This window comes from Gordonibacter urolithinfaciens, from assembly GCF_900199375.1.
In the GTDB taxonomy this organism is placed as follows: Bacteria; Actinomycetota; Coriobacteriia; order Coriobacteriales; family Eggerthellaceae; genus Gordonibacter; species Gordonibacter urolithinfaciens.
In genome coordinates this window covers 712,155-733,259 of sequence record NZ_LT900217.1, presented here as the reverse complement: position 1 = coordinate 733,259, position 21,105 = coordinate 712,155, and the positions used below count along the sequence as shown (strand labels likewise).

Sequence of the window (21,105 nt, the reverse complement as noted above, 5' to 3'; positions counted from 1 at the left end):
TCGTTTATGAGGGAGGAACCGGCTCTTGGGCCGGTTCCTTTGCTTTTCGCGCGCGCTTTCTCGTCCGGCTGGGGATGGGCGTGCGTAGCTGGTTCGTGCGACGTTGGTTGAGGGTGCGTGGCGCTCGCTCCGAGGGCGTGCGAGGTCGGCGGGCATCAAGAGTCACCGGGGGTGCTTCGGACGGCGCTCATCGCATAGGGGCGATGTCGGCGCTAGGTGGTGGCGCAGTCTCCCTCTTCCTCGCCCTCGATGCCGGCGAACAGGTCCATGGGCGGCACACCGAGGGCATCGGCTATCCGGAAGAGCTTGTTGACGCTGATGTTGCTGATGCCGTTCTCTATTTCCGAGAGGTACCCCTTGTTGATGTCCGACATGAGGGCGAGCTGCTTCTGCGAGATGCGCTGGGCCTTGCGCATCTCCACGATGTGCTGGCCCAACTGCCTTCTTTTGTCGAAATAATCCATATGGTGAAGGCTATCTAAGCTGCGCTGCAGAAGGACGGATATATCCGAACAGTCGGCAAAAAGATCGACAATTCCCGATTATGATGACTGGTCAGCGCAGATATTTGGATGCAGCCCCGAAGGGACGCCCGAGCACCGCAGGGAGCCCGTTCGTTGGGCGAGGCTTTCGGGATCGTTGACTTGATCGCGCAGAAGGGGTCGCGTTACGGTGTGGTGCGGCTGCTTCGGGAGAAGGGGCCTTGAAAACGTAAGGAGCAAGGCATTACGCGCCCGGAGGCGCGTAATCCTTCATGCCTGAAACTGGGGAACTGCTGCGGTCGGGGGGAGTCGGCCTTCTTCCGGCGTACTATCATTCGGGGTACGGCGATGGTCGGGCGCATCGTCAAGCAGGTGTATGAAACCGTCAACGGGGGTGACTGTTTTCATGGATCGGGAAGGGTTGAAAGGGGCTTCTTCCAAGGCCAAGCGCCGGGAGAAGAGAAACGAGTGGCTGTTCGTCAATCCCTATCTCGTGGCCGGCGTAGTGGGGGCGTCGTTTTGCTTCGCCTGGTTCTTCTCGGTCCTCACCACGAGCGACTTCGTGGCGGGTCCGGGAGGAACGTCCTTCGGCAGCAGTTTGCTGCACCCGGTTTTCGTGGCCGCCCTCCTTTTCGCCTACGCCGTCCTTTGGCTGTTGTCGAACCGGCTTCAGACCCATCGCGTCGCCCTGGCCGTCATATCGCTCGTATGCGGGGCTGCTCCTCTCATCGGCGTTTTCTCCGGGGCCTTCCCGGTGCTCGGCCTTGCGGCGGCCGCGCTGTCGGGTGCCGGCGTGGCCGTCCTTGCAACGCTGTGGGTGGAATTCGTCTGCGTGCTCATGAAGGTGCAGATAAGGGCGGCCGTCGCCTCGATGCTGGCGCTGTCCTTCCTCTGGTATGCAGGGACCGTTTTCGTCGATGGGCGCTTCGTGCCCTATGCCATCATGCTCTACGCCCTTGCCTCCGTGTCGACGTACCTCTTCCTTCAGGTGCGCTTCTCGTTGATGGACGACCTCCCTGCGGTCGATGCTGCGGAGTCCGACGAGAGGCTGCAGATAACCTGGAAGCCCTCCCTGCTCACCGTGATGGGATCGGTGGCCCAGGGTTTTGCCCTGTACTGGCTGCTTACGCCCGAAGTGCACACCTTCGGGGTGTCGGCCGCCATCCAGGGGGGATCGCTGGCAGTGCTTGCGCTGCTGCTGGTCGATTCGCGCAGGTCGTTCTTCCTCAAGGAGTCCTTTATCAGGAGGATGTTCCTCCCGGTGCTCGCGGCCTGCATCCTGCCGTTGTTCTTCCTGCCGGAGACCTTGTGGGCAGGGCCGTGCGTCTTGGCGTTCCTGTTCTCGCTGCTGCCGTATTCCAGCGCCCTGTTCGCGACCTGCGAGCACATCGTGCGGTGCGGCCTTTCCTCCATGAGGACGTTCGGCTGGGCGCGGCTGTTCTCGTCGGCGGGGCTGCTGCTGGGGCTTTCAGCGGGCTGGCTGGCGTTTTCGACCGAGGTGCTCGGCTCGGTCACGCTGCCGGTCATGGTGGTGGTCGTGGTCATGTTCTTCATCTTGGTTTCGGAGGCCATAAGCAAGCAGAGCTATTACCCCGGCGAGTCGCAGGAGCCCGCGCGGCGCATCGTCATCGGTCCGCGCGGCGAGATGATGTTGGAGGCTAGCTGCGAGGATGCCGAATCCGGCGTGAGGTTCTTCCATCTCAAGTGCGACGCGGTGGCAAAGCAGTGCGGCCTGTCGAAACGTCAGACCGAAGTGCTCCATATGCTGGCCAAGGGCCGCAACGCCGAGTATGTGCAGAAGCAGCTCTTCATCTCCCCGCATACGGCCAAGGCCCATATCTACAACATCTACCGGAAGACAGGGGCCCATTCCCGGCAGGATCTGATGGATCTCGTGGAGAAGGCCGTCGTAGATGAAGATGCCCCGGTCGGGCTGTCTTAATACGGTATCGGGGGGCATGATGCATGAGGCAAAGGGGATGCTGGCGGTGGGGTCGACGAGGCTCGGGCTCGACATGCTCATAGGCTTCGCGGGGTTCGCCTCGCTCGTTGCGTCAATCGTGGCCCTCTTCGCGATCGCGCCGGAGGTGTCGCCGGGCGGTGCGAGCCCGTTCGCGATACGGGCGGTATGCGCGCTCGCCCTTGCCGCAGCCAGCCTGGTCGTGGGCCTCGCCGCACATGCCATCGTCTTGCACAGGTGCCGGGCGCTTGCGGTCGCCGCGCTGGCGGGGGTTGCCTTCGCAGGCGCTGCGCTGCTTGTGCCGGCGCTGACGGAAATGCTCGCGCTCCTCGCCTATGCGGCGACTGCCATGGGAACGGCCGCGCTCGCATCCCTCTGGTTCTGCTTCGTCTGCGTGCGCCCGCACAAGTCCACCCCCCTGTTCGTTTCCGCTGCGGTTGCCGCGGGGCTCGTCATCTGCCTGGTGGAAGGCAGCTTGCTGGCCGAGGCGGCACGCGTCGCCGTCGTGCTCGTGCTGGCGGTCTCGGTCGTCTGCGTGCTCGTGTTGGCGAAGGCGAAGCCCGAGGGCGTTCTCCCCGAGGCGGTAGGCAACCGCGAGTCGGACAAACGGTCGAAAATTCTCAAGACATCGGCGCTCATGCTTTCCATCAGCAATTTCGAGTTCGGGTTCGTGGCGAGCGCGACGTCAAGCGATTTCGAGCGCGCGGCATGTCTGGCCTCTGCGGCGATGGCTGCCCTCGTGCTGGCGGTGAGCTTCGCCCGCAAGGGCCTGGTGAACGAGCGGAGCCTGTCCCCTTTGACCCCGCCCTTGACGATAGGGGCCTTTCTGTCCGCGTACCTTTTCGGGGAGGCGCTGCGCGTGCCCTCGCTCTGCGTGCTCTCCGCGCTGTGCACGGTGTACCTCTCGTTCGGCATCGCCGCAGTGGCCGAGCATGTGCGCCTCTCGCATCTCTCGGCGCCCCGGGCTCATGGGAAGGCGCGGGCGCTCGACTATCTCGGCATGGCCGCCGGTTTCGCGACCGGGTACGTCGTCGCCGCGGCGGCCGCTTCCGACATGGTGCTGGCTGCGCAGATGACCGCCGTCATAGCCGTCGTCTACGGCTTCATCGCGGCGTTCTGCCATAAAGCGCGTTTTCCCGAGGAGGGCATGGAGGGAAGCTTGGGCGGGCACGAGGCGAAGGGCCTTTGGAAGAAGCGCTGCCGGGTGGTGGGCGAGCAGTGCAATCTTTCAGAACGGCAGTTCGAAGTGCTGATGCTCGTGGCCCAAGGAAGAAACGCCAAGTACATCGAGCAGGCTCTGTCCATATCCCTGAGCACGGCGCAGACGCACATACGCAACATCTACCGCAAGACGGGCGTTCATTCGCGCCAAGAGCTGCTCGATCTCATTGAGGGCACGAAGCTCTACGGCGAGGAGTAGGGGGCCTTTTCCATCCCGGTCCCTACGCAGGGCTTACCGGGGGCTTAGGCGCGCCCTCTCTACCCATCCGCTTTGCATCGAGGCTTATTTTCCCGCGTTTCGCCTGATGGACCATCGTCAAAAACAGGGTAGCGGCACGAACACCAAGAACGCCACGATGACAGCCGTGCCGGCTTCGCGTTATTCTCCCCGGCATCGGCGCCTCCCGGCGCCCTGGACGAGAAGGAGGAAGGACGAGGCCATGAGCGAAGACGAGTTCTACCAAAGAGCCGAGGCGGTCAAGCTCGATACGCTTTCAGACGTCAACGACATCGGCAAGCCGTGGCGATACGAGGAGGACGGCCTGACCGTCACCCGTACGAGTCCGTGGTCCCCACCCGGATGTCATCCGGTGGGATGCGGCCTCAAACTGTACGTGGACGACGGGGGCAGGCTCGTGCGGGTCGAGGGCGACGAGAACAATCCGGTGACCCAAGGTCGCCTGTGCCCTCGGTGCCTTGCGCTCAAAGACTACATCTACAACCCGGCACGCCTTCTGCATCCCATGAAGCGCGATCCGAAGGAGCGCGGCAACGCCGATGCTTGGGAGCGGATTACCTGGGACGAGGCGTTCGACATCATCAAGGATGAGTACGACCGCATCACCGCCGCCTATGGGCGCGAGTCCATCGTGGTGTTCGCCGGCACCGGACGCGAGGGCGGCACGTTCGCGCCGTACGGCACCATGTGCTTCGGTACGCCGAACTTCTGCTACACGCAGTCGGGTTACGCCTGCTACACCCCGCGTTTGGCGGCCATCGCCTACATCGCGGGTACGACGTACCCCGAATGGGACTACGCGGGCGCATTGCCGGGCCGGTGGGAGGACGAGCGCTACGAGCTCACCGAATGCCTGGTGGTATGGGGCAAGGCTCCGCTCGAGTCGAACCCAGACGGCTTCTTCGGCCATGCCGTCATCGATGCCATGCGCCGCGGCACGCGCCTCATCGTCATCGACCCGCGGGTGAACTGGCTTGCCACGCGCGCCGACATCCACCTGCAGCTGCGCGCCGGAACGGACACGGCCTTAGGGATGGCATGGCTGAACGTCATCATCAACGAGGACCTCTACGACCATGACTTCGTGGAGTACTGGTGCTACGGCTTCGACCAGCTGGCCGAGCGCGTGCAGGAGATGCCGCCGGAGAAGGCTGCCGAGATCTGCGGCGTGCCCGTCGAGGACATCTGCGCCGCGGCGCGCATGTACGCCCAGGCCAAGCCTGCCGCCATCCAGTGGGGCCTGGCTGCCGACCAGAAGACCGACGGCATGCAGAACGGTCAGGTGACGGTGGACCTCATGGCCATCACGGGCAATCTGGACGTTCCCGGCGGGCAGATCCTGCCGGGTGCGGGAGCGGGGCACAACGAATCGGGCTTCGGTTTCGAGAAGGGGGTGGGCGACGAGCTGCAGAAGAAGATGATCGGCCTGGAGCAGTATCCCGCCTACTGCATGATTATCCTCAACGCCCATGCCGACCTCATGCTGCATGCATTGGAGACGGGCGACCCCTATCCCATCAAGATGGGATTCTATGCCGGGAACAACCTCATGAGCTGCACGTCCATGGAGCCGCAGCGCTGGCATGACGCAATCGTGAAGTCTCTGGAGTTCTGCATCGGCTTCGACACGTTCATGAACCCATCCATCGAGGCGTCCTGCGATATCTTCCTGCCGTTGTCCACCGTGGCGGAGCGCGAGGGAACCGTGTTCACGCATTACGCGCCCTGCACGGTCACGGCCGGTTTCATGCACAAGGCCATCGAGGTGGGCGAGACCATGACCGACTTCGAGCTGTGCTATGAGCTGGGACGGCGTCTGCGCCCGGAGGTGTGGGAAGACTTCGCGAGTGCGAAGGAGTTCATGGAGGCGCTGCGCCTGGGCAAGAAGGAGGGCGGCGCGTACTTCGACAAGGTTTCGCAGAACGTGGTCTGCCAGATCCCCGTCGAGTACTACAAGTACGAGCGCGGCCAGATGCGCCAAGACGGCCAGCCCGGCTTCGCCACTCCCACCGGGCGCGTGGAGCTGTGGTCGACGGCGTTCAACCAGTTCGGGGACGATCCGCTGCCGTACTATCTGGAGCCGGAGTTCGGCCCCGCCGACCCGGAGCTCATGAAGGAGTACCCGTTCATCCTCACCACGGGCGCGCGCACGACCGCGTTCTTCCATTCAGAGCACCGCCAGATAGCCTACCTGCGCGAGCTGAACCCCGACCCCATCGTGGAGATTAACCCGCAGGTCGCCCTGGACCTGGGCATAGCCGATGGGCAGTGGGTGCGCTTGCGAAGCCCCTTCGGCGAATGCGTGGAGAAGGCGCGGGTCACGGAGACCGTCGACGAGAAGACCGTCCACGCGCAGCACGCGTGGTGGTTCCCCGAGGAGGACGGCAGCGAGCCGAACCTCTACGGCAACTTCCGCTCGAATATCAACAACCTGCTTCCCAACGACCACTACGGCAAGCTCGGCTTCGGGGCGCCGAACAAGTGCCTCGTCTGCAGCATCGATCCCCTTGTCGAGAACTACGACACCGACATGAACCTCATCTGGGAAAAATTCGGAAAGCTGGTGTGACTTATGGCCGCATATGGACTTCTGATCGATTACGAGTACTGCACGAACTGCGGATCCTGCCAGGTGACGTGCAAGGAGGAGCACGGCTACCCGGTGGGGAAGACGGGTATCAAGGTGCTTTCCGACGGACCCTGGAAGATTGACGGGAAGCGGTGGAACTGGAACCACTTCCCGGTGCTCACCGACCTGTGCGACCTTTGCGCCGAGCGCACGGGGCGGGGACGCGAGCCTTCGTGCGTGCACCATTGCCTGGCGAACGTCATCTCGTACGGCACGGTCGAGGAGCTCTCCAAGAAGCTCGATCGCAAGCCGAAGCAGTTCCTCATGGTGCCCCAGTACAACCCCCTCGAGGCGAAAGGCGCTTTCGTGCCCTCCCGCAAGAGCGCGCACCGGGCGGCCCATATCGAGGTCCAGGGGACCGGGAAGGCCTCCTATGCCGTACATCGCCACGACACCAAGGTCGGCGAGATCGACGAGACCGCGGTGCTCGAGGGGGAGCAGCCGACCTCGGCTTGCGAATGAGAGCGGGGGAGGCAATGGATCGCGCGAACAAGGCGGGGAGAACCGCTTACCTCAGGTACAAGGGAGGTGTGCTCGGCGAGGAGCCGCTCGACGACCGTTCCACAGGCGATCCTTTGGCCGTCGTGATCGGGACCATGCAGCTTCCGCGGGGAGTGGAGGAGGCTGTGGTGGGCATGGAGGTGGGCGAGGCGCGGTCCATCGAGGTGCCGCCCGAGCTCGGCTACGGCGCGTACCAGGACAAGCTCGCGTCGTGGCACCTCAAAGGCATGGTGGAGCACGGCTACGACCTCAAAGCGGGGGACGTGGTCTTCTGGACCAACCCCGACGACGGAAGACGCATGCCCGCTTGGGTGACGGAGGAAACCGCCGACATGGTGAAGCTCGATTTCAACCATCCCTTCGCCGGCAAGACGCTCGCGTACTGGGTCGAGCTGGTTGACCTGAGGTAGGGCGAGGGCGTTGTGCTATCCGTGCACGCGATGCGGCAGGTGCGGCAAGTACCGCGAAGGCAGCCCCTTCTACGTTTCCCCCGCCACGATACCGTGCCTTGCGTGCGGCGGCACGGTCGACCCCGTGTCGGGGCGCTGCCCGGCATGCGGTGCGCTTGCGTTCGCACCGAGCGGGACCCGACGAGCCGCGGGCGAAAGCCGCGGCGACGTTGAGTGCGGGCAGGAGCCGCACCTGCCTTAACGAAGAGACGAAGAGGCTTATTTATCCGTGTTTCCCGAGGTCGGGCATCGTCAAGTTCAGGGTACGGGCCAAAACACCGAGAACGCCACGATGACAGGCGATTTCCGGCTACGTATCCTTCGCGCCATTGGCGGCATCGGCCCGGGATGATAAAGGAGGAGAGTCCATGATTGACTACGAGGAGTTCTTGGACGGCATCGATCGCAAGGCGTACCACGAAGGGGAGGTGGAATGGGAGGAGGACGGCTGCACCGTCACGCGCACCTACAACTACAGCGCTCCCGGCTGCCACGACTCCTGCGGTGTCCTGCTGTATACCAAGGACGGCAAGCTGGAGAAGGTGGAGGGTGATCCGCTCGACCCGTATGCGAACGGGAAGCTGTGCATGCGCTGCCTGGACCTGGACGAGATGGTGAACCATCCCCAACGTCTGAAGTACCCCATGAGACGCGCGGGCGAGCGCGGAGAGAACAAGTGGGAGCGCATCTCGTGGGACGAGGCGCTCGACATGATCGATACCTACATCAAAGAGGAGATCGACGGCAAGGGCCTGGGCCGCGAATCCATTCTGGTGGGCCATGGCACGGGTCGCAACATCAACTGGCAGGTCCCGTTCATAGCCGGGGCGTGCTTCCGGACTGCGAACGTGGGCGGTATCTACTTTTCGGGATGGTGGTGCTACATGCCCCGCGTGTGCGGTGCCGCCGGCCCCTTGGGAGACTATCCTATCGTCGACGCGTCGGAGACGTTGCCCGAGCGCTACGCCCATAGCGAGTGGGTGCGCCCTGATGTGCTGGTGGTCTGGGGCAACGAGCCTTTGAAATCGAACGGTGACGGCTACCTGGGCCATTGGCTGAACGTGTGCGTGCAGATGGGCACCAAGGTAGTCTCCATCGATCCCGTTCTCACCTGGTGGGGGGCGCGTGCCGAGCACTGGCTGAGGCCGCGACCCGGCACGGACTGCTGTATCGCGCTCGCGTGGCTCAACGTGATCATGGGCGAGGATCTGATCGATCATGAGTTCGTCGACAACTGGTGCGCCTACTACGACGAGCTCAAGGAGCATGTGCAGCAGTTCTCGCCCGCCTGGGCGGCATCGATTACCGGCGTTCCCGAGGACGAGATCGTCGCAGCGGCGCGCCTCTACGCGAGCGCCGACCGCGGGGCCATACAATGGGGCCTCGTATTCGATGCCGGCACGAGGTCGTCCATGCATTGGGTGGAGGCCGTGTGCGATCTCATGGCCATCTGCGGCAACATCGAGAAGCCCGGCACGCACGTGCTCGTGCACAACTCGTTCGACATCAACGCCGGCTACTCTTCGGTGGACCTCTACGCCGACCCGCAGGCCCTCGAACGCAAGTTCCGCAAGTGGATGGTTGGCGACCAAGGGCTCGATTTCGTGGGCATGTCGAACTGCGATGCGATGGCCTCGGTGCTCGAGGCGGGCGAGGTCCCCGCAACGGGCGAGCCGTACCCCATCAAGATGCTGTGGGCGCAGAGCTGCAATGCGTTCGCTGGCCACGAGGGGCAGGTGCCGCGTGCCTACAAGTACATGAAGGAGATACCCTTCATCGTGTATGCCGACCCGTTCGTCACGCCGACGATGGTCGCCATCGCCGACCTTGTCCTGCCGGTATCCATGTCGGTGGAGCGCGATTCGGCTCGTACCTGGTGGACGCCGTTGCGCGCCATGAAGAAGGTCACGAGTTTCTACGAGGCGAAATCCGACGAGGAGATAGCGCTTTGGCTGGGCCGCCGTCTGAACCCCGACCTGTTCGTGCGCTGGGAGTCTGCCGAGGACCTCATCAACGACTACCTGCTGACCGACCTCGCGGTCGTGGGGCCCGACGGCAAAGTGCAGAAGGCGAACTTCTCGGCCGCCACGGACGACAACTGGGGCCACACCTCCGTGACCGAGGACGGGGGCCCGTCCGTCACCACGAAGTGTCCTTACACCTTCGACCAGCTGGTCGAAGCGGGCGGCCATGCCTACGACGAATGGAACGCAACCTATTTCAAGCACGAGAAGGGAATGCTGCGCCCCGACGGCCAGGTCGGGTTCAACACGCCCTCCGGCCGCATCGAGCTGGTGCCGACCATCTTCCAATCGTGGGGGATACCGCCGTACCCGGTGTACACGCCTGCTCCCGAGACCTGGGAGACCACCCCGGAGATCATGGAGAAGTTCCCGTTCTATCTGATAAACGGCGCTCGCTCCTACGAGTTCTTCCATACGGAGCACCGCCAGGCGCCCACGATGCGCGAGTTCCACCCCGAGCCGCGCGTGAAGGTGTCGCCCGGAACGGCCGCCGAATACGGCCTGCAGGACGGCGATTGGATCTGGATGGAGAACGACGAGGGGCGCTGCAAGCAGATGGCCGAGGTGTTCGCCGGCATTCCCGACGACTGCCTATCGGCCGAGCACGGTTGGTGGAAGCCCGAGGAGGAGGGGGCCGTGCCGCACCTGCACGGGTGCTTCGACTACAACGTGAACAACCTCACGCGCAACTTCCAATCCGGTCCCGGCGGCATCGGGTCGCCCATCAAGTGCACGCGCTGCCGTATCTACAAGGTAAAGGACGGCGACGTCATGCCCGGAGAGCAGATCACGCAACTCGGTGGCTGGCGCGACGACTACCAGCCCATGCAAGCATAAGGAGGAGGCTATCATGACCAAGGCGATTCTGATCAACTACGAGTACTGCACCGGCTGCCATTCGTGCGAGGTGGCTTGCAAGAAGGAGCTCGGGCTGCCCAAGGGCGAGTTCGGCATCAAGCTCACCGAGACCGGGCCCTACGCCTACGAGGGCAAGGAAGGACCCGAGCGTTGGGAGTGGACCTGGCTCCCCGTTCTCACCAAGGCTTGCGATATGTGCGCTTCTCGCACGGAAGCCGGGAAGATGCCCATGTGCGTGCAGCACTGCCAGGCATGGTGCATGTACTACGGCGAGGCCGAGGATCTGGTGAAGAAGATGGGCGGCGAGACCCGCTGGGCGCTCTACACGAAGTAGCAGGCCGAGCCCGGCCGGTTCCCCGTCTTGGGGCAGGAGGTGCCGTGCCGGGCCTACCGAAACAGGGGAATGTCAAGCTTTAAGGAGGATATCGTTATGTCTACCGATATAGATGCGCGCAGCAAGAAAAGGGCCATGCTCGTGTTCGTGGGCTGCTGCGTCATGCAGGCGTGCGGCTTGGGGACCGTGCTCAACTCGTCATCAGCGTTCTTTGCCATCGTCCCCGCTGCCGTAGGCGTGGATATGGGCGTGTTCGCCATGTGGATCACCTGCTACGGCATAGCCGCGCTGTTCGGCACGTTCTTCGCGGGGATACTCATCCCCAAGTTCGGGGCGAGGATAGTCATCTCCCTCGACGTCGTCGTCACCGCCCTGTGCGTCGTCGCGTTCACGTTCGCCGACGCAAGCTGGACATGGCAGTTCATGGCCATAGGCGCGGTTATGGGCTTGACGGGCGGCATGTACTTCCTGTACGCCACGCCGCTGCTCATGGGGGCCTGGTTCGGCAAGAAGGTGCTCGGGCGCTACCTGGGCATCGCGCAGCTGATGTCCGGCGTCGGAGGCGCCCTCTTCCCGTTGGTGTTCACGTCGCTGTCCACGGTCATGGGGTGGCAGAGCGCCTATTACCTGAACGCCATCCTGCTGCTGTGCATCCTCTTCTTCTCGCTCACGGTGTTCTGCGAGGATCCGGCGAAGATTGGGCTCCATGCGTTCGGTGCCGAAGAAGACGAGATGGGCGAGTCCAAGAGCCTGCCGGGCGTGCCCTTGAAGTTCGCGCTGCCGACGCTCGCCTTCGTCCTGCTGTTCCTAGGTTGCATGCTGTCGGCCTTCCCGGGCAGCTTCAACTCCTTCGTGCAGGCCAACGCCGTGGAGGTGCTCGGCCCCGAGGCGCTCATCTTCTCATCGACGCTCATGATCGCGTTGCAGGTCGGCTATATCATCGCCTCGCTCGTCGGCGGCATCCTGGTCGACAAGATCGGCGTGCGCTGGCTCACGGTCATTCTTTACGCCATCCTGATCGTCTGCTATGTGAGCTTCTCCATGGCCTCTACCGAGCTCGCCCTCATGGTCACGGCATTCTTCTTCGGCATGAACAACGCCATCGTCACCATCTCGGTGCCGATGCTGGCACGCGAGCACTTCGGCATGAAGGCCTACGATAAGATCTTGTCCTACTGCATGATGGGCGTGGGGCTGTGCGGGTCCATGGGCGCCCCGGTCATCGGCATCATCTTCGACATGACGAAAACCTATAGCGGCTCGTTCCTGGTCGGAGCGGTAATCGCAGTCGTTGCCATTGCCATCATCCTGTTGTCGTTCGTCCCTGCCAAGAAGGTCAGGGAGGCGCACTGGGAGGCGTGACGGACAATCGATTCAGCAGCCTTTCCGCCTAGCTAGGCGGAAAGGCTGCCTTCTAGGAGGTGTTTTCCGTGTCGGAGAAATCGCAGGGCGTCCATTATGCATGGTGGGTGATGATCGGGTGCTTCTTTCTTCAGGCCGGGGCTTTGGGGGCCATCATGAACGCGGGCGGGATTTTCATCGTGCCCGTCTGCAACGAGCTGGGGTTCGATCGCGGTGCGCTTGCGCTGTACCTCACGTTCTACTTCATTGCCACGACGGCCACGTATCCGCTGGTTGCGAAATACCTTCCGAAATGGGATTTTCGCGTGTTCCTGACAACGTGCTTTCTGGTGCTGGCGGCCACCGAGGCTGCGATGGGTATTATGAACGAGCTTTGGCAGTGGTATGCGGCAGGCGTCGTCCTCGGCGTCGCGGGCGCCCTCGTGTTCGTTGTGGCCTCGACGGTTCTCATCGAGAACTGGTTCGTGGCCAAGCGCGGTACCGCGCTCGGCATCGCCATGTGCGGGTCGGGCATCGGCGGGTTCTTCTTCCCGATATTCGGCAATTTCCTGATAGAGACCGTAGGCTGGCGCATGGCCTACCCCAGCATCGCGTTGGCCATGTGCGTCATCGTCCTCCCGTTCACGTTGTTCGTATTCCGCCTCCATCCCTCCGATATGGGCCTGCGGCCTTACGGCGCGGAACAGGGCGAGGCGATGGCCGAGACCCGGGCATCGGAGAAGGGCATGCCCGCCCGTAAGGCGATCGTCACGCTGGCCTTCGTCTGCGTGTTCCTGTATGCAGGCATCGAGGCTCTGTTCAGCGGATACAACAATCACCTGCCGGGATTCGCCGAGTCCATCGGGTACTCGGCTGCGTTCGGTGCCGGCATACTGTCGATGGCCCAGCTCGGCTACAGCGTGGCCACGCTGGTCATGGGGTGGGTTACCGACAAGATAGGCGTTGCCGCATCCACGTACATCACCTTGGGGGTGACGGCTGCCTCGTTGCTCGGCTTCTCGTTCTTGCAGGCCGAGGTGCCGCTCATGGCATGCGCTTTCGTGTTCGGCATGAACTCGGTCATCATCACCATCTCGGTTCCGACGCTCATATCGGAGTTGTTCGGGAAAAAGTACTTCGCGCAGATACTGTCGTACTCGCGCATGTCGGGGATCATCGGCTGCTTCGGAGCTGCCGCAGTGGGGGCCTGCTTCGATCTCACAGGCAGCTACATCGGCTCGTTCTTCGCGGGGATTGCCATTCTGGCCGCTTGCGCGGTGCTGGTGGGCATAGCCCTCACCCAAAAGAAGAAGCTGCGGGCGCAGTGGGAGTAACGGGCGCGCCTCAAAGCTTCGATTGCGATGCGGCTACAAGGAAAGGAGAGAACATTGGCTGATTACCAGGAATTTCTTGATGGTGTTGATCGCGCTGCCTATCATGAGGGGGAATGGCGCTGGGAGGAGGACGGCTACACCGTCACGCGCACGTACCACTACTCGCCTCCGGGCTGCCATACCTCGTGCGGGATCCTGCTTTACGAAAAAGATGGCAAGGTAAGGCGCGTGGAGGGCGATCCGCTGGATCCGTGCACGAACGGCAAGCTCTGCATCAAATGCCTGACGCTCGACGAGTCCCTGAACCATCCCGACCGCCTGAAGTACCCCATGAGGCGCGCCGGAGAGCGCGGCGAGAACAAGTGGGAGCGCATCTCGTGGGACGAGGCATACGACGAGATCGAGGAACGGGTGAGGGGCATTTGGGAGACGGACGGCGGCAACGCCATCATCTGCGTGCACGGAACCGGGCGCAACATCAACTGGCAAGTGCCGTTCTTCGGCCAAGCAGGCCTGAAGACGCCCAACATCTCGACCTTCGGCTTTACCGGCTTTTCCTGCTACATGCCGCGCATCTGCGGCAGCATCGCGCCTTTCGGCGACTTCCCCATCGTGGACGCGTCCGAGACGCATGCGGACCGCTACGGCAACGCCGAGTGGGTACCGCCGGAGGTGCTGGTGGTGTGGGGCAACGAGCCGCTTGCGTCGAACGCTGACGGCTACGTGGGCCACTGGCTGGTGCAGTGCGTGCAGATGGGGACGAAGATCATCTCCATCGACCCGAGGCTGACGTGGTGGGGCGTGCGCGCCGAGCATTGGCTGCAGATACGACCTGGAACCGATGCCGCTCTTGCCTGCGCTTGGCTGAACGTCATCATCGGGGAGGAGCTGTACGACAAGGAGCATGTCGAAGCCTGGTGCTCCGGCTTCGACGAGCTTGTCGAGTCGGTGCGCGAGACGACGCCCGAATGGGCGGCGGCGATTTGCGATTTGAATCCCGACGACATCCGTGATTCGGCGCGTTTGTACGCGCGGGCCGAGCCGGGTGCCATCCAGTGGGGCCTCGCGTTCGACCAGCAAGTTTCGGCAATGGCCTTGTGCCTTGCAGGCTGCGACCTCATGGCCTTGTGCGGCAACGTGGACGTTCCGGGCGGCAACATCCTCGTGCACAACGCGTTCGAGATCAACGCCGGTTACGCGTCGGGCGAGCACCTCACGCCGCCCGAATGGCGCGCCAAGAAGCTCAACAACAACTTCGCCCTGTCCATCGAAGGCGGCGACTTCGTGGCCCATGCGAGCTCGGACGGGCTGCTCCAGGCCATCGAGGACGGGTTCCCGTATCCCATCAAGATGATGTGGATACAGTCGTCCAACACGCTGTCGTGTCCGAGCCAGGATGCTCCTCGTGTCATGAAAGCCATGCAGAACATACCGTTTATCGTGAATGCCGATCCCTACCTTACGCCGACGTCGGTGGCTCTGGCCGACATCGTCTTGCCGGTTGCCATGAGCGCCGAGCGCAATTCGGCGCGTACGTGGTGGTCGCCTTGCCGCGCCATGGTTAAGGTGGTTGATTTTTACGAGGCGAAGTCGGACGAGCAAATTATTCTCGATTTGGGCAAGCGCCTGAACCCCGAGGTGTTCGGCCAGTGGGAGACCGATATCGACTGGCTCAACTGGTATCTGCACGACGGCACCGGCTCCTTCTCCGCTACGACGGAGGCCACCGACCAAGGCGGGGCCAAGAACACGGGCAAGACGCTGTTCACGGCTTCGTGGGAAGAGCTCGTACGCGATCCTTCCATGGTGGGGCACGCTTACGACGAGTTCAACGCGACGTACCACAAGGCCGAGAAGGGCATGTTCCGCGAAGACGGCTCGGTGGGCTACGGGACGCCGTCGGGTCGCTTGGAGCTCGCACCCCTTCTGTATCGATACTGGGGCTTGGATACCACGCCGTTCCATACCGAGCCGCCGGAGGGCCCCTTGTCCACGCCAGAGCTCATGGATGAGTACCCGCTGATCTTGACCTGCGGTGGCAGGTCGTTCGAGTTCTTCCATAGCGAGCATCGGCAGTTGCCCACCATGCGCGAGCTGCATCCCCAGCCGCGGGTGCTCATCAACCCGGCCACGGCCGAAAGGTACGGCATCCAGGACGGCCAGTGGGTGTGGATAGAGAACGACCATGGCCGCTTCAAACAGCAGGCGAAGGTCTCGCCGGTGGTCAACGAGAAAACCGTTCATGCCGAGCACGGCTGGTGGTTCCCCGAGTCCGATCCGTCCGCTCCCTATCTGTTCGGCACGTTCGAGTCCAATCCGAACAACTGCACGCGGGCGTTCGTGACCGGCCAGGGAGGCGTGGGGTCGCCTATCAAGGGAATGATCTGCAAGGTCTATCCGGTGAGGGAGGGCGATACGATGCCCTATGAGCAGATCGCCGCGACGGGAAACTTTCCTTGGTACCGAAAGGTCGAGTCGCCGCGACAAGGGGAGATCGAGCGTTTCCGCAGGGCGCGGGAGGCGGGCATGGACTACGACGTCATGGCCAACCAGCTGGTTGACCCCGCAACGGGCGAGCGCACCGACTTGAAAACCGGCGAGCCGGTCGAGGCGTAAAGCCGGCAGATGCGAACGCGGGCAATCTTACTAGGAGGCAGACGGCTCTCAAACGGCTGTCTGCCTTCCTTTGCCAGGGCTCCCTGCCAGCCGCAGCCGGCCTGGGCATTGCCGATCTCATACGCAGCGGCATACCCCTTCTGGTATGAGTTGCGGCCTTCATACTCGCCTTGGGTCGGCGGCCTTGCTACTATGAATGGCGGTACATCGCAGCGGAGCGCGCCCCGGCGGCGCGGCTTCGCGGCCGGTCAGGCAAAGAAGGCGAAAGGGGAGTCATCACCATGAGAATGCCACTGGACGAGTTCGTCAAGACCGACGGCAACCGCGAGGCGTTCGAGCGCATCGCGAACATCACCCAGCCGCACGACAAGCCCGAGAAGATATTCCTCGTGGGCCCGAAGGAGTCCGGCAAGACGACGCTCGTGCGCGGGCGCCAGCTGGACAAGGACCTGCTGTCCACGAAGAAGGTGCTCTACCGCCCCTGCTCGGAGCTGCCCGAGGCCATGCGCGCCGAGGTCTACGACGGCTACTTCGAGGATCTGGGCACCTACGAGGTGCTGTTCCTGGATGACTTCGAGGGCTTCTTCGACGATCCCGAGATGGGGCCTATGATGTGCAAGCTGCTGCTGGGCGAGCGCCTGAAGCGGCGCCTGGACACCGTCATCACCTCCACCAAGCCGCTGTCCGAGTACGACCTGTCTGATTTCGGCGGCATGCTGGGCGACTTCGAGGAAGTGACCATGGAGGCCCTCGACGACGCCGGCCTCGAGGAGTACGTGCGCGGCCTCGTAGAGGACTACACCGAGGAGGGGAAGAGCCCCGTGCTCTCCCCGGAGGCCATCGCCTACATCGCGCACGACCTGGGCCAGACGCCCACGATGATCCGCAAGGCCACGCACTTCCTCATGACGCAGTACGAGGGCGAGCCAGGCGCCGAGCTCTCCCGCGCCTTCGTGGAGCAGGCGCTGGCGTAGCGCCGACCGCCGCCCGCGCGCACGCAACGGGGCCCGCCGCGAAAGCAGCGGGCCCCGTTGCGTGGAAGGGCCGGTGGAGGGCCGTTTGGCCCTTGCGTACGAGATGCCGCTCGGCCCTCGGAGTGCGGGCTACCGCCCTTGTGCATCGTCAGGCGGTCGGATCGCCCGCCGCCGGCACAACGTCGATGAGCTTGACCCAGTAGACGAGGTCCTTCCCGGCGAGGGGATGATTGAAGTCGAGCGTCGCCACTTGGTTCTCTACACTCACGACGGTGGCGGGCACCGGCTCGGCGCTGCGCGGCGTCTTCCAGGCGATCATCTGCCCCACGGGCAGGTTCTCCCCGTTCGGAATACGGTAGGTGGGCACGCGCTGCAGCGCCGATTCGTCGTAGGCGCCGTACGCCTCGGCGGGGGAGAGCTCCAAGATGCGCTCCTCGCCCGGCTCCATGGCGGAAAGCGTCTCCTCGAGCGCCTTCATGACCTGCCTGCGCCCGAGCACGATCTCGTGCGGCACGCCCTTGCAGTCGTCGAACGTCCTCCCGTCGGGGAAGCTCCCCCGGTACAGGAATCGGACGCGTTGCCCTTTGCTCGGCATGGTGAAGCCTCCTTGTTCCGGACACGTGGCCCTTCTCGACTCGCGGCCATCCGCTGCCCTGCGTCTAATGCCAGCGCTGCGACGTGAGGAAGAATCCCTCGACGGGCCTGATCTCGCTGTCGTCGTCCACGAGCGCCGCTGCGCCCTCTTCCGCATTCCCGCAGATCTCGCTGACGGGAGCCTTCGCCTCCTTGTTCTTTTCGGCCGTCTCGTCTTGAACGGGCTTCTTCTCGTCTGCCATGTTTTCTCCTCCTTGTCGCGGGGGTTGCACGGGGAAGCCGGGCGGCCGTCCCGAACGACAACGGTTGGTATCCCGGTTCCGCTTGGATCAGATGGTAAACGTAAGCGCACGGCATGCCTATCGTATGTGAAGTATGAGACGACCGGCCGATATCGGACTTCCTTTTCGATAGCGGGCGGCCGAGCGATCGCCTATCGTGTTCTCGAACCATCGAGAGAGGAGTCTGCGTGGACAGGGAAGCAGGCCGTTCGGAGAAGAAGGGCGCCTATCGAAGTCCCGTTCGGGTTGGGACGGTGCTGCTGGCTGCCGGCGTAGCGGTTGCCATGATCCAATACAAGGTCCCCACCATCCTAAGCTCTCTCATGGCGCTTTTCGCCATGGATGCCGAGGCGGCTTCCTGGCTCATGTCGATATTCACGCTGGCGAGCGTGTTCGCGGCATTGCCGTCCGGGTTGCTGGCGCAGCGGTTCGGCGCGAAGAACATGATGGTTGCGGCGTTGGGCATCGCCGTGACCGGATCGTGTATCGGGCTGGCTGCGGGCTCGAGCGCGGCGCTCGTCGCCTCGCGTGCGGTGGAAGGGGTCGCCCTGACGATTCTGACCACGTGCGGGCCCTTGGTAGTCAGGGCGTGCGTGGATTCGGACAAGGTGGGCACGGCCATGGGCATCTGGGGCGTTTGGGGTTGCGTGGGCTCCACGGCGGCGGCCGTGGTGACGCCTACCGTGTTCGAGGCGATGGGGTTCGCGGGAGTGTGGACGGTGTTCGCCGTCGGCGCCGTCCTGGCCGCCGTGCTCGTTCTGGCGGCCATCAGGATGCCGCGCGCCCGGACGGCGGCCGAGGAGGCGAAGGCTGCAAAAAGCGGTGCCGCGTCCGGACGATCCCGCGGTTGCGCCGCGTGGGGGCTTTGGCGGATGCTGCTGACGCGCGACATCCTGCTTTTTCTCGGAGGCTTCGCGATGTTCAACGTCTGCCTCCTGGCCGTGCTCTCCTTCGTTCCGACGATCCTGCAGATGCAGGGTGTCGACCCTACCTGGTCGGGGCTCGTCAGCACGGCTCCCATGCTGCTATCGGTGGCGTCCTCGCCCTTGTTCGGGGCGATCTCGGATCGCAGGGGACGGCGTAAGGCCCTGCTGGTCGCGGCATCGGCCGTGATGGGGCCGTGCACCTTCCTCCTGTATACCGATACGGGCGCTCTCATGTTGATTGCCGTGGCGGTGATGGGCTTGGTCGGCATGGGCGGCGTGGGGCTGTTCTTATCGGGGTTCGTAGGGCTCGTCCCGCGTCCCGAGCTCGCCTCGGTCGGCATGGGCCTCATGGTCACGGTCCAAGGGGTCGGCCAGTTCCTGGGAACGTTCCTCGTCCAGATGCTCCTCGGCCCGTCCTTGGATCATTGGTTCCTTGCGGGCGGCGTGCTCATGGGGCTCGGGCTTGCGGGCACGATCCTCCTTGCCCTCTGCCGCATGCGCTAGCACCTCGCTTAGGAGGCGGGCAAATCGTTTCATACTTCGCGTACGATGGTTTGACCAGGCGCAGGATAGTAAAGTCGAAGGCGGGGATGAGGCCCGCGTGAGTGTAATGAGCGTGCCTCGAGGGCGCCGCCGCCGAAAAACCGCGTTGTTCTCCGGTGGCTGAAACGTTCGATGCCGTAAGGTGAAAGGGCAAATGATCAGGCTTTTAACCTGATCTTGCCGCTGGTATATAAGTTTCGCGCAGGTAGGGGGACCGCTATGGATACTTCGTATTCTTGCGAGGATGTCTGCGAGGCGCCCGCCAAGCCCATCGGGGAGAACGGCGGGGATTTCGAGGCCGTGCTCGTGGACGGCTGCCTTGGCTTCGGCGTGGGCGTGGGCAACGCCGCGCTGATCCTCGTTGCGGCGCTGTGCGCATCACCTGGCCTCGTACACGGCAGCGTCGTCGCCGTGTCCATGGCGCTCGTTGCAGCCGTGGCCCTCCGCGCGGGCCAGCTTGCCTGCGATGCGCTGCAGTCCGGGGCGGGGAGGCGCGCGACCCTCGCCGTCCAGACGATCGCCTCGCTCGCGGCCATGGGCGCGCTCGGTTTCGGGCTCCCGCTTGCCGCGGCCTCGCTCGCCGGGGTCGGGGTCGTGGCGACGGCCTTCTTGTACGGGCGCTTCCTCGAGCGGTTGGCACGGCGGGCGCTCATGCTCGTGTTCGACCTTGCGTTCATGTACGTGGGCGTCATGTTGCTGGTGCTCTCGCAGATGGGTTTCTGGTACGCCTATGCCATGCTGTTCGTGGCCGTGGCGCTCTGCGCCGCCCTCTCGCTCCTGTTCTCCCGCAAGCCCTACCGCTACAGCGATTTGGTGGGCGCGGAGGACTCCAAACGGCGCAGCATCAAGGTGAAGGGCAACAACCACACGCTGCTCATGCTGGGGTTCATGCTCGGCGGCTCGCTGCTCGCGTTCTTCCTCGGCTATCCCCCCGATGTCGCCCTCGTGGCGCTTGGCGCCTCGGTTGGGCTCGCGGGCATCTTCTCGCTGCTCTTGGAGCAGACCGACGAGCGCACCTACAAGGAGGCGCTGAAGAAGAGCCCTGCGTTCGCGGCTGCCCTGCTGCTGCTTCCGCTGCCCGCCGTTCCCAGCGAGGTGCAGCTCGGGCTCGTCTGCCTCTACACCTGTTTCGTCAGCCTCAACGTCATCGTCCTCTTGAATGCGGTGGTGGAGACGTCGCGCTTCGACATGATCTCGCCGGTATGGCTGTTCGGGCAGGAGGGCTCGGTGTTCTTCGCGGGCATCTTCGCCGGGGGCGTCCTCTTCTCAGTTGGCGGCCTGGCGTCGGAAGGCAGCCCCTCGGCGCTGTACGCCACCTGCGTGGCGGCAGCCGTGGTGTGCGCCTGGATGCAGATACGCGTGAACTACCAGATATACCCGTTCGAGCCGGTCATCGAGACAGGGCTCGACGACGAGACGCGCGCGCACCTCGAGTACGAGGGCCAGCGTAAGACGCTGTGGCAGCAGAAGAGGGCGATCGCCTGCGAGCGCTACGGACTTTCCCCGCGCGAGCGGGAGATACTGCAGATCTTGCTCAAGGGACGTGACGCCAAGTACATCACGGACACGTTCTACATCTCGCAGTCCACCGCCAAGACGCACATCTACAACATCTACCGCAAGTTCGGCATCCACTCGCGCCAAGAGCTGCTCGACTTCATCGAGGATATCGAGGTGCCTGTCGACGAGGAGGCCTCGGGCGGTCTGTCCGAGCAGGTCTCCGCCTCAAGCGCGTTGTGACGTTGGTGCGAGGCCTCGTACGGGCGGCATGAGACCGCGTAGTGCCGCCTCATTACCCGC

16 protein-coding genes are annotated in these 21,105 nt (G+C 63.7%); 13 read left to right on the top strand and 3 right to left on the bottom strand.

Features of this window, described 5'->3' with window-relative positions; translation table 11 throughout:
- Positions 1-212: 212 nt before the first annotated feature.
- Complete coding sequence (locus BN3560_RS03215; protein WP_015540492.1) at positions 213-464, bottom strand: helix-turn-helix domain-containing protein; 252 nt, start codon at positions 462-464, stop codon at positions 213-215.
- Between the two features lie 424 nt (positions 465-888).
- On the opposite strand from BN3560_RS03215, the gene BN3560_RS03210 reads away from it, so the two are divergent.
- From BN3560_RS03210 to BN3560_RS03160, 11 genes are all read left to right on the top strand, one after another.
- Entirely contained in the window at positions 889-2,424 is a 1,536-nt protein-coding gene (locus tag BN3560_RS03210) for a response regulator transcription factor (protein WP_157780536.1), read from the top strand.
- A 16-nt stretch (positions 2,425-2,440) separates the two neighbouring features.
- Positions 2,441-3,862 (top strand): helix-turn-helix transcriptional regulator, encoded by a 1,422-nt coding sequence (locus BN3560_RS03205; RefSeq protein WP_015540493.1) that lies wholly within the window; start codon positions 2,441-2,443, stop codon positions 3,860-3,862.
- A gap of 241 nt (positions 3,863-4,103) precedes the next feature.
- On the top strand, positions 4,104-6,470 hold the full coding sequence (locus tag BN3560_RS03200; RefSeq protein WP_096226993.1) for a molybdopterin-dependent oxidoreductase: 2,367 nt from the start codon (positions 4,104-4,106) through the stop codon (positions 6,468-6,470).
- A gap of 3 nt (positions 6,471-6,473) precedes the next feature.
- The gene (locus BN3560_RS03195; protein WP_096226992.1) at positions 6,474-6,992 is read left to right on the top strand and encodes a 4Fe-4S dicluster domain-containing protein; all 519 of its coding nucleotides are present in this window, start codon (positions 6,474-6,476) and stop codon (positions 6,990-6,992) included.
- A 14-nt stretch (positions 6,993-7,006) separates the two neighbouring features.
- Positions 7,007-7,441: an FKBP-type peptidyl-prolyl cis-trans isomerase gene (locus BN3560_RS03190; protein ID WP_015540495.1), complete on the top strand. Its 435-nt coding sequence runs from the start codon at positions 7,007-7,009 to the stop codon at positions 7,439-7,441.
- A gap of 407 nt (positions 7,442-7,848) precedes the next feature.
- Positions 7,849-10,341, top strand: coding sequence for a molybdopterin dinucleotide binding domain-containing protein (locus tag BN3560_RS03185; protein WP_096226991.1), 2,493 nt, complete (start codon positions 7,849-7,851; stop codon positions 10,339-10,341).
- Positions 10,342-10,354: 13 nt separating this feature from the next.
- A complete protein-coding gene (locus BN3560_RS03180) occupies positions 10,355-10,696 on the top strand; it encodes a 4Fe-4S dicluster domain-containing protein (protein WP_015540497.1) in 342 nt (113 codons plus the stop codon).
- Between the two features lie 96 nt (positions 10,697-10,792).
- Complete coding sequence (locus BN3560_RS03175) at positions 10,793-12,058, top strand: MFS transporter (RefSeq protein WP_015540498.1); 1,266 nt, start codon at positions 10,793-10,795, stop codon at positions 12,056-12,058.
- Positions 12,059-12,126: 68 nt separating this feature from the next.
- Positions 12,127-13,371, top strand: a complete 1,245-nt coding sequence (locus BN3560_RS03170; RefSeq protein WP_096226990.1) for an MFS transporter — start codon at positions 12,127-12,129, stop codon at positions 13,369-13,371.
- A gap of 54 nt (positions 13,372-13,425) precedes the next feature.
- Positions 13,426-15,987: a molybdopterin-dependent oxidoreductase gene (locus BN3560_RS03165; protein WP_096226989.1), complete on the top strand. Its 2,562-nt coding sequence runs from the start codon at positions 13,426-13,428 to the stop codon at positions 15,985-15,987.
- Positions 15,988-16,268: 281 nt separating this feature from the next.
- Positions 16,269-16,961: a hypothetical protein gene (locus BN3560_RS03160; protein ID WP_123649887.1), complete on the top strand. Its 693-nt coding sequence runs from the start codon at positions 16,269-16,271 to the stop codon at positions 16,959-16,961.
- A gap of 148 nt (positions 16,962-17,109) precedes the next feature.
- Here BN3560_RS03160 and BN3560_RS03155 read toward each other — a convergent pair whose 3' ends face one another.
- Both BN3560_RS03155 and BN3560_RS14255 read right to left on the bottom strand, forming a co-directional pair.
- Positions 17,110-17,556, bottom strand: coding sequence for an FKBP-type peptidyl-prolyl cis-trans isomerase (locus BN3560_RS03155; RefSeq protein WP_015540501.1), 447 nt, complete (start codon positions 17,554-17,556; stop codon positions 17,110-17,112).
- Between the two features lie 64 nt (positions 17,557-17,620).
- On the bottom strand, positions 17,621-17,797 hold the full coding sequence (locus BN3560_RS14255) for a hypothetical protein (protein ID WP_015540502.1): 177 nt from the start codon (positions 17,795-17,797) through the stop codon (positions 17,621-17,623).
- 227 nt (positions 17,798-18,024) lie between these two features.
- Here BN3560_RS14255 and BN3560_RS03150 point away from each other — a divergent pair, with 227 nt between their 5' ends.
- Entirely contained in the window at positions 18,025-19,266 is a 1,242-nt protein-coding gene (locus tag BN3560_RS03150) for an MFS transporter (protein WP_096226987.1), read from the top strand.
- A gap of 258 nt (positions 19,267-19,524) precedes the next feature.
- Positions 19,525-21,045, top strand: coding sequence for a LuxR C-terminal-related transcriptional regulator (locus BN3560_RS03145; protein WP_015540503.1), 1,521 nt, complete (start codon positions 19,525-19,527; stop codon positions 21,043-21,045).
- Positions 21,046-21,105: the final 60 nt, after the last annotated feature.

Coding starts and splice junctions, on each gene's coding strand:
- BN3560_RS03215 (WP_015540492.1), bottom strand. CDS start 464: ATGGATTATTTCGACAAAAGAAGGCAGTTGGGCCAGCACATCGTGGAG.
- BN3560_RS03210 (WP_157780536.1), top strand. CDS start 889: ATGGATCGGGAAGGGTTGAAAGGGGCTTCTTCCAAGGCCAAGCGCCGG.
- BN3560_RS03205 (WP_015540493.1), top strand. CDS start 2,441: ATGATGCATGAGGCAAAGGGGATGCTGGCGGTGGGGTCGACGAGGCTC.
- BN3560_RS03200 (WP_096226993.1), top strand. CDS start 4,104: ATGAGCGAAGACGAGTTCTACCAAAGAGCCGAGGCGGTCAAGCTCGAT.
- BN3560_RS03195 (WP_096226992.1), top strand. CDS start 6,474: ATGGCCGCATATGGACTTCTGATCGATTACGAGTACTGCACGAACTGC.
- BN3560_RS03190 (WP_015540495.1), top strand. CDS start 7,007: ATGGATCGCGCGAACAAGGCGGGGAGAACCGCTTACCTCAGGTACAAG.
- BN3560_RS03185 (WP_096226991.1), top strand. CDS start 7,849: ATGATTGACTACGAGGAGTTCTTGGACGGCATCGATCGCAAGGCGTAC.
- BN3560_RS03180 (WP_015540497.1), top strand. CDS start 10,355: ATGACCAAGGCGATTCTGATCAACTACGAGTACTGCACCGGCTGCCAT.
- BN3560_RS03175 (WP_015540498.1), top strand. CDS start 10,793: ATGTCTACCGATATAGATGCGCGCAGCAAGAAAAGGGCCATGCTCGTG.
- BN3560_RS03160 (WP_123649887.1), top strand. CDS start 16,269: ATGAGAATGCCACTGGACGAGTTCGTCAAGACCGACGGCAACCGCGAG.
- BN3560_RS03155 (WP_015540501.1), bottom strand. CDS start 17,556: ATGCCGAGCAAAGGGCAACGCGTCCGATTCCTGTACCGGGGGAGCTTC.
- BN3560_RS14255 (WP_015540502.1), bottom strand. CDS start 17,797: ATGGCAGACGAGAAGAAGCCCGTTCAAGACGAGACGGCCGAAAAGAAC.
- BN3560_RS03145 (WP_015540503.1), top strand. CDS start 19,525: ATGGATACTTCGTATTCTTGCGAGGATGTCTGCGAGGCGCCCGCCAAG.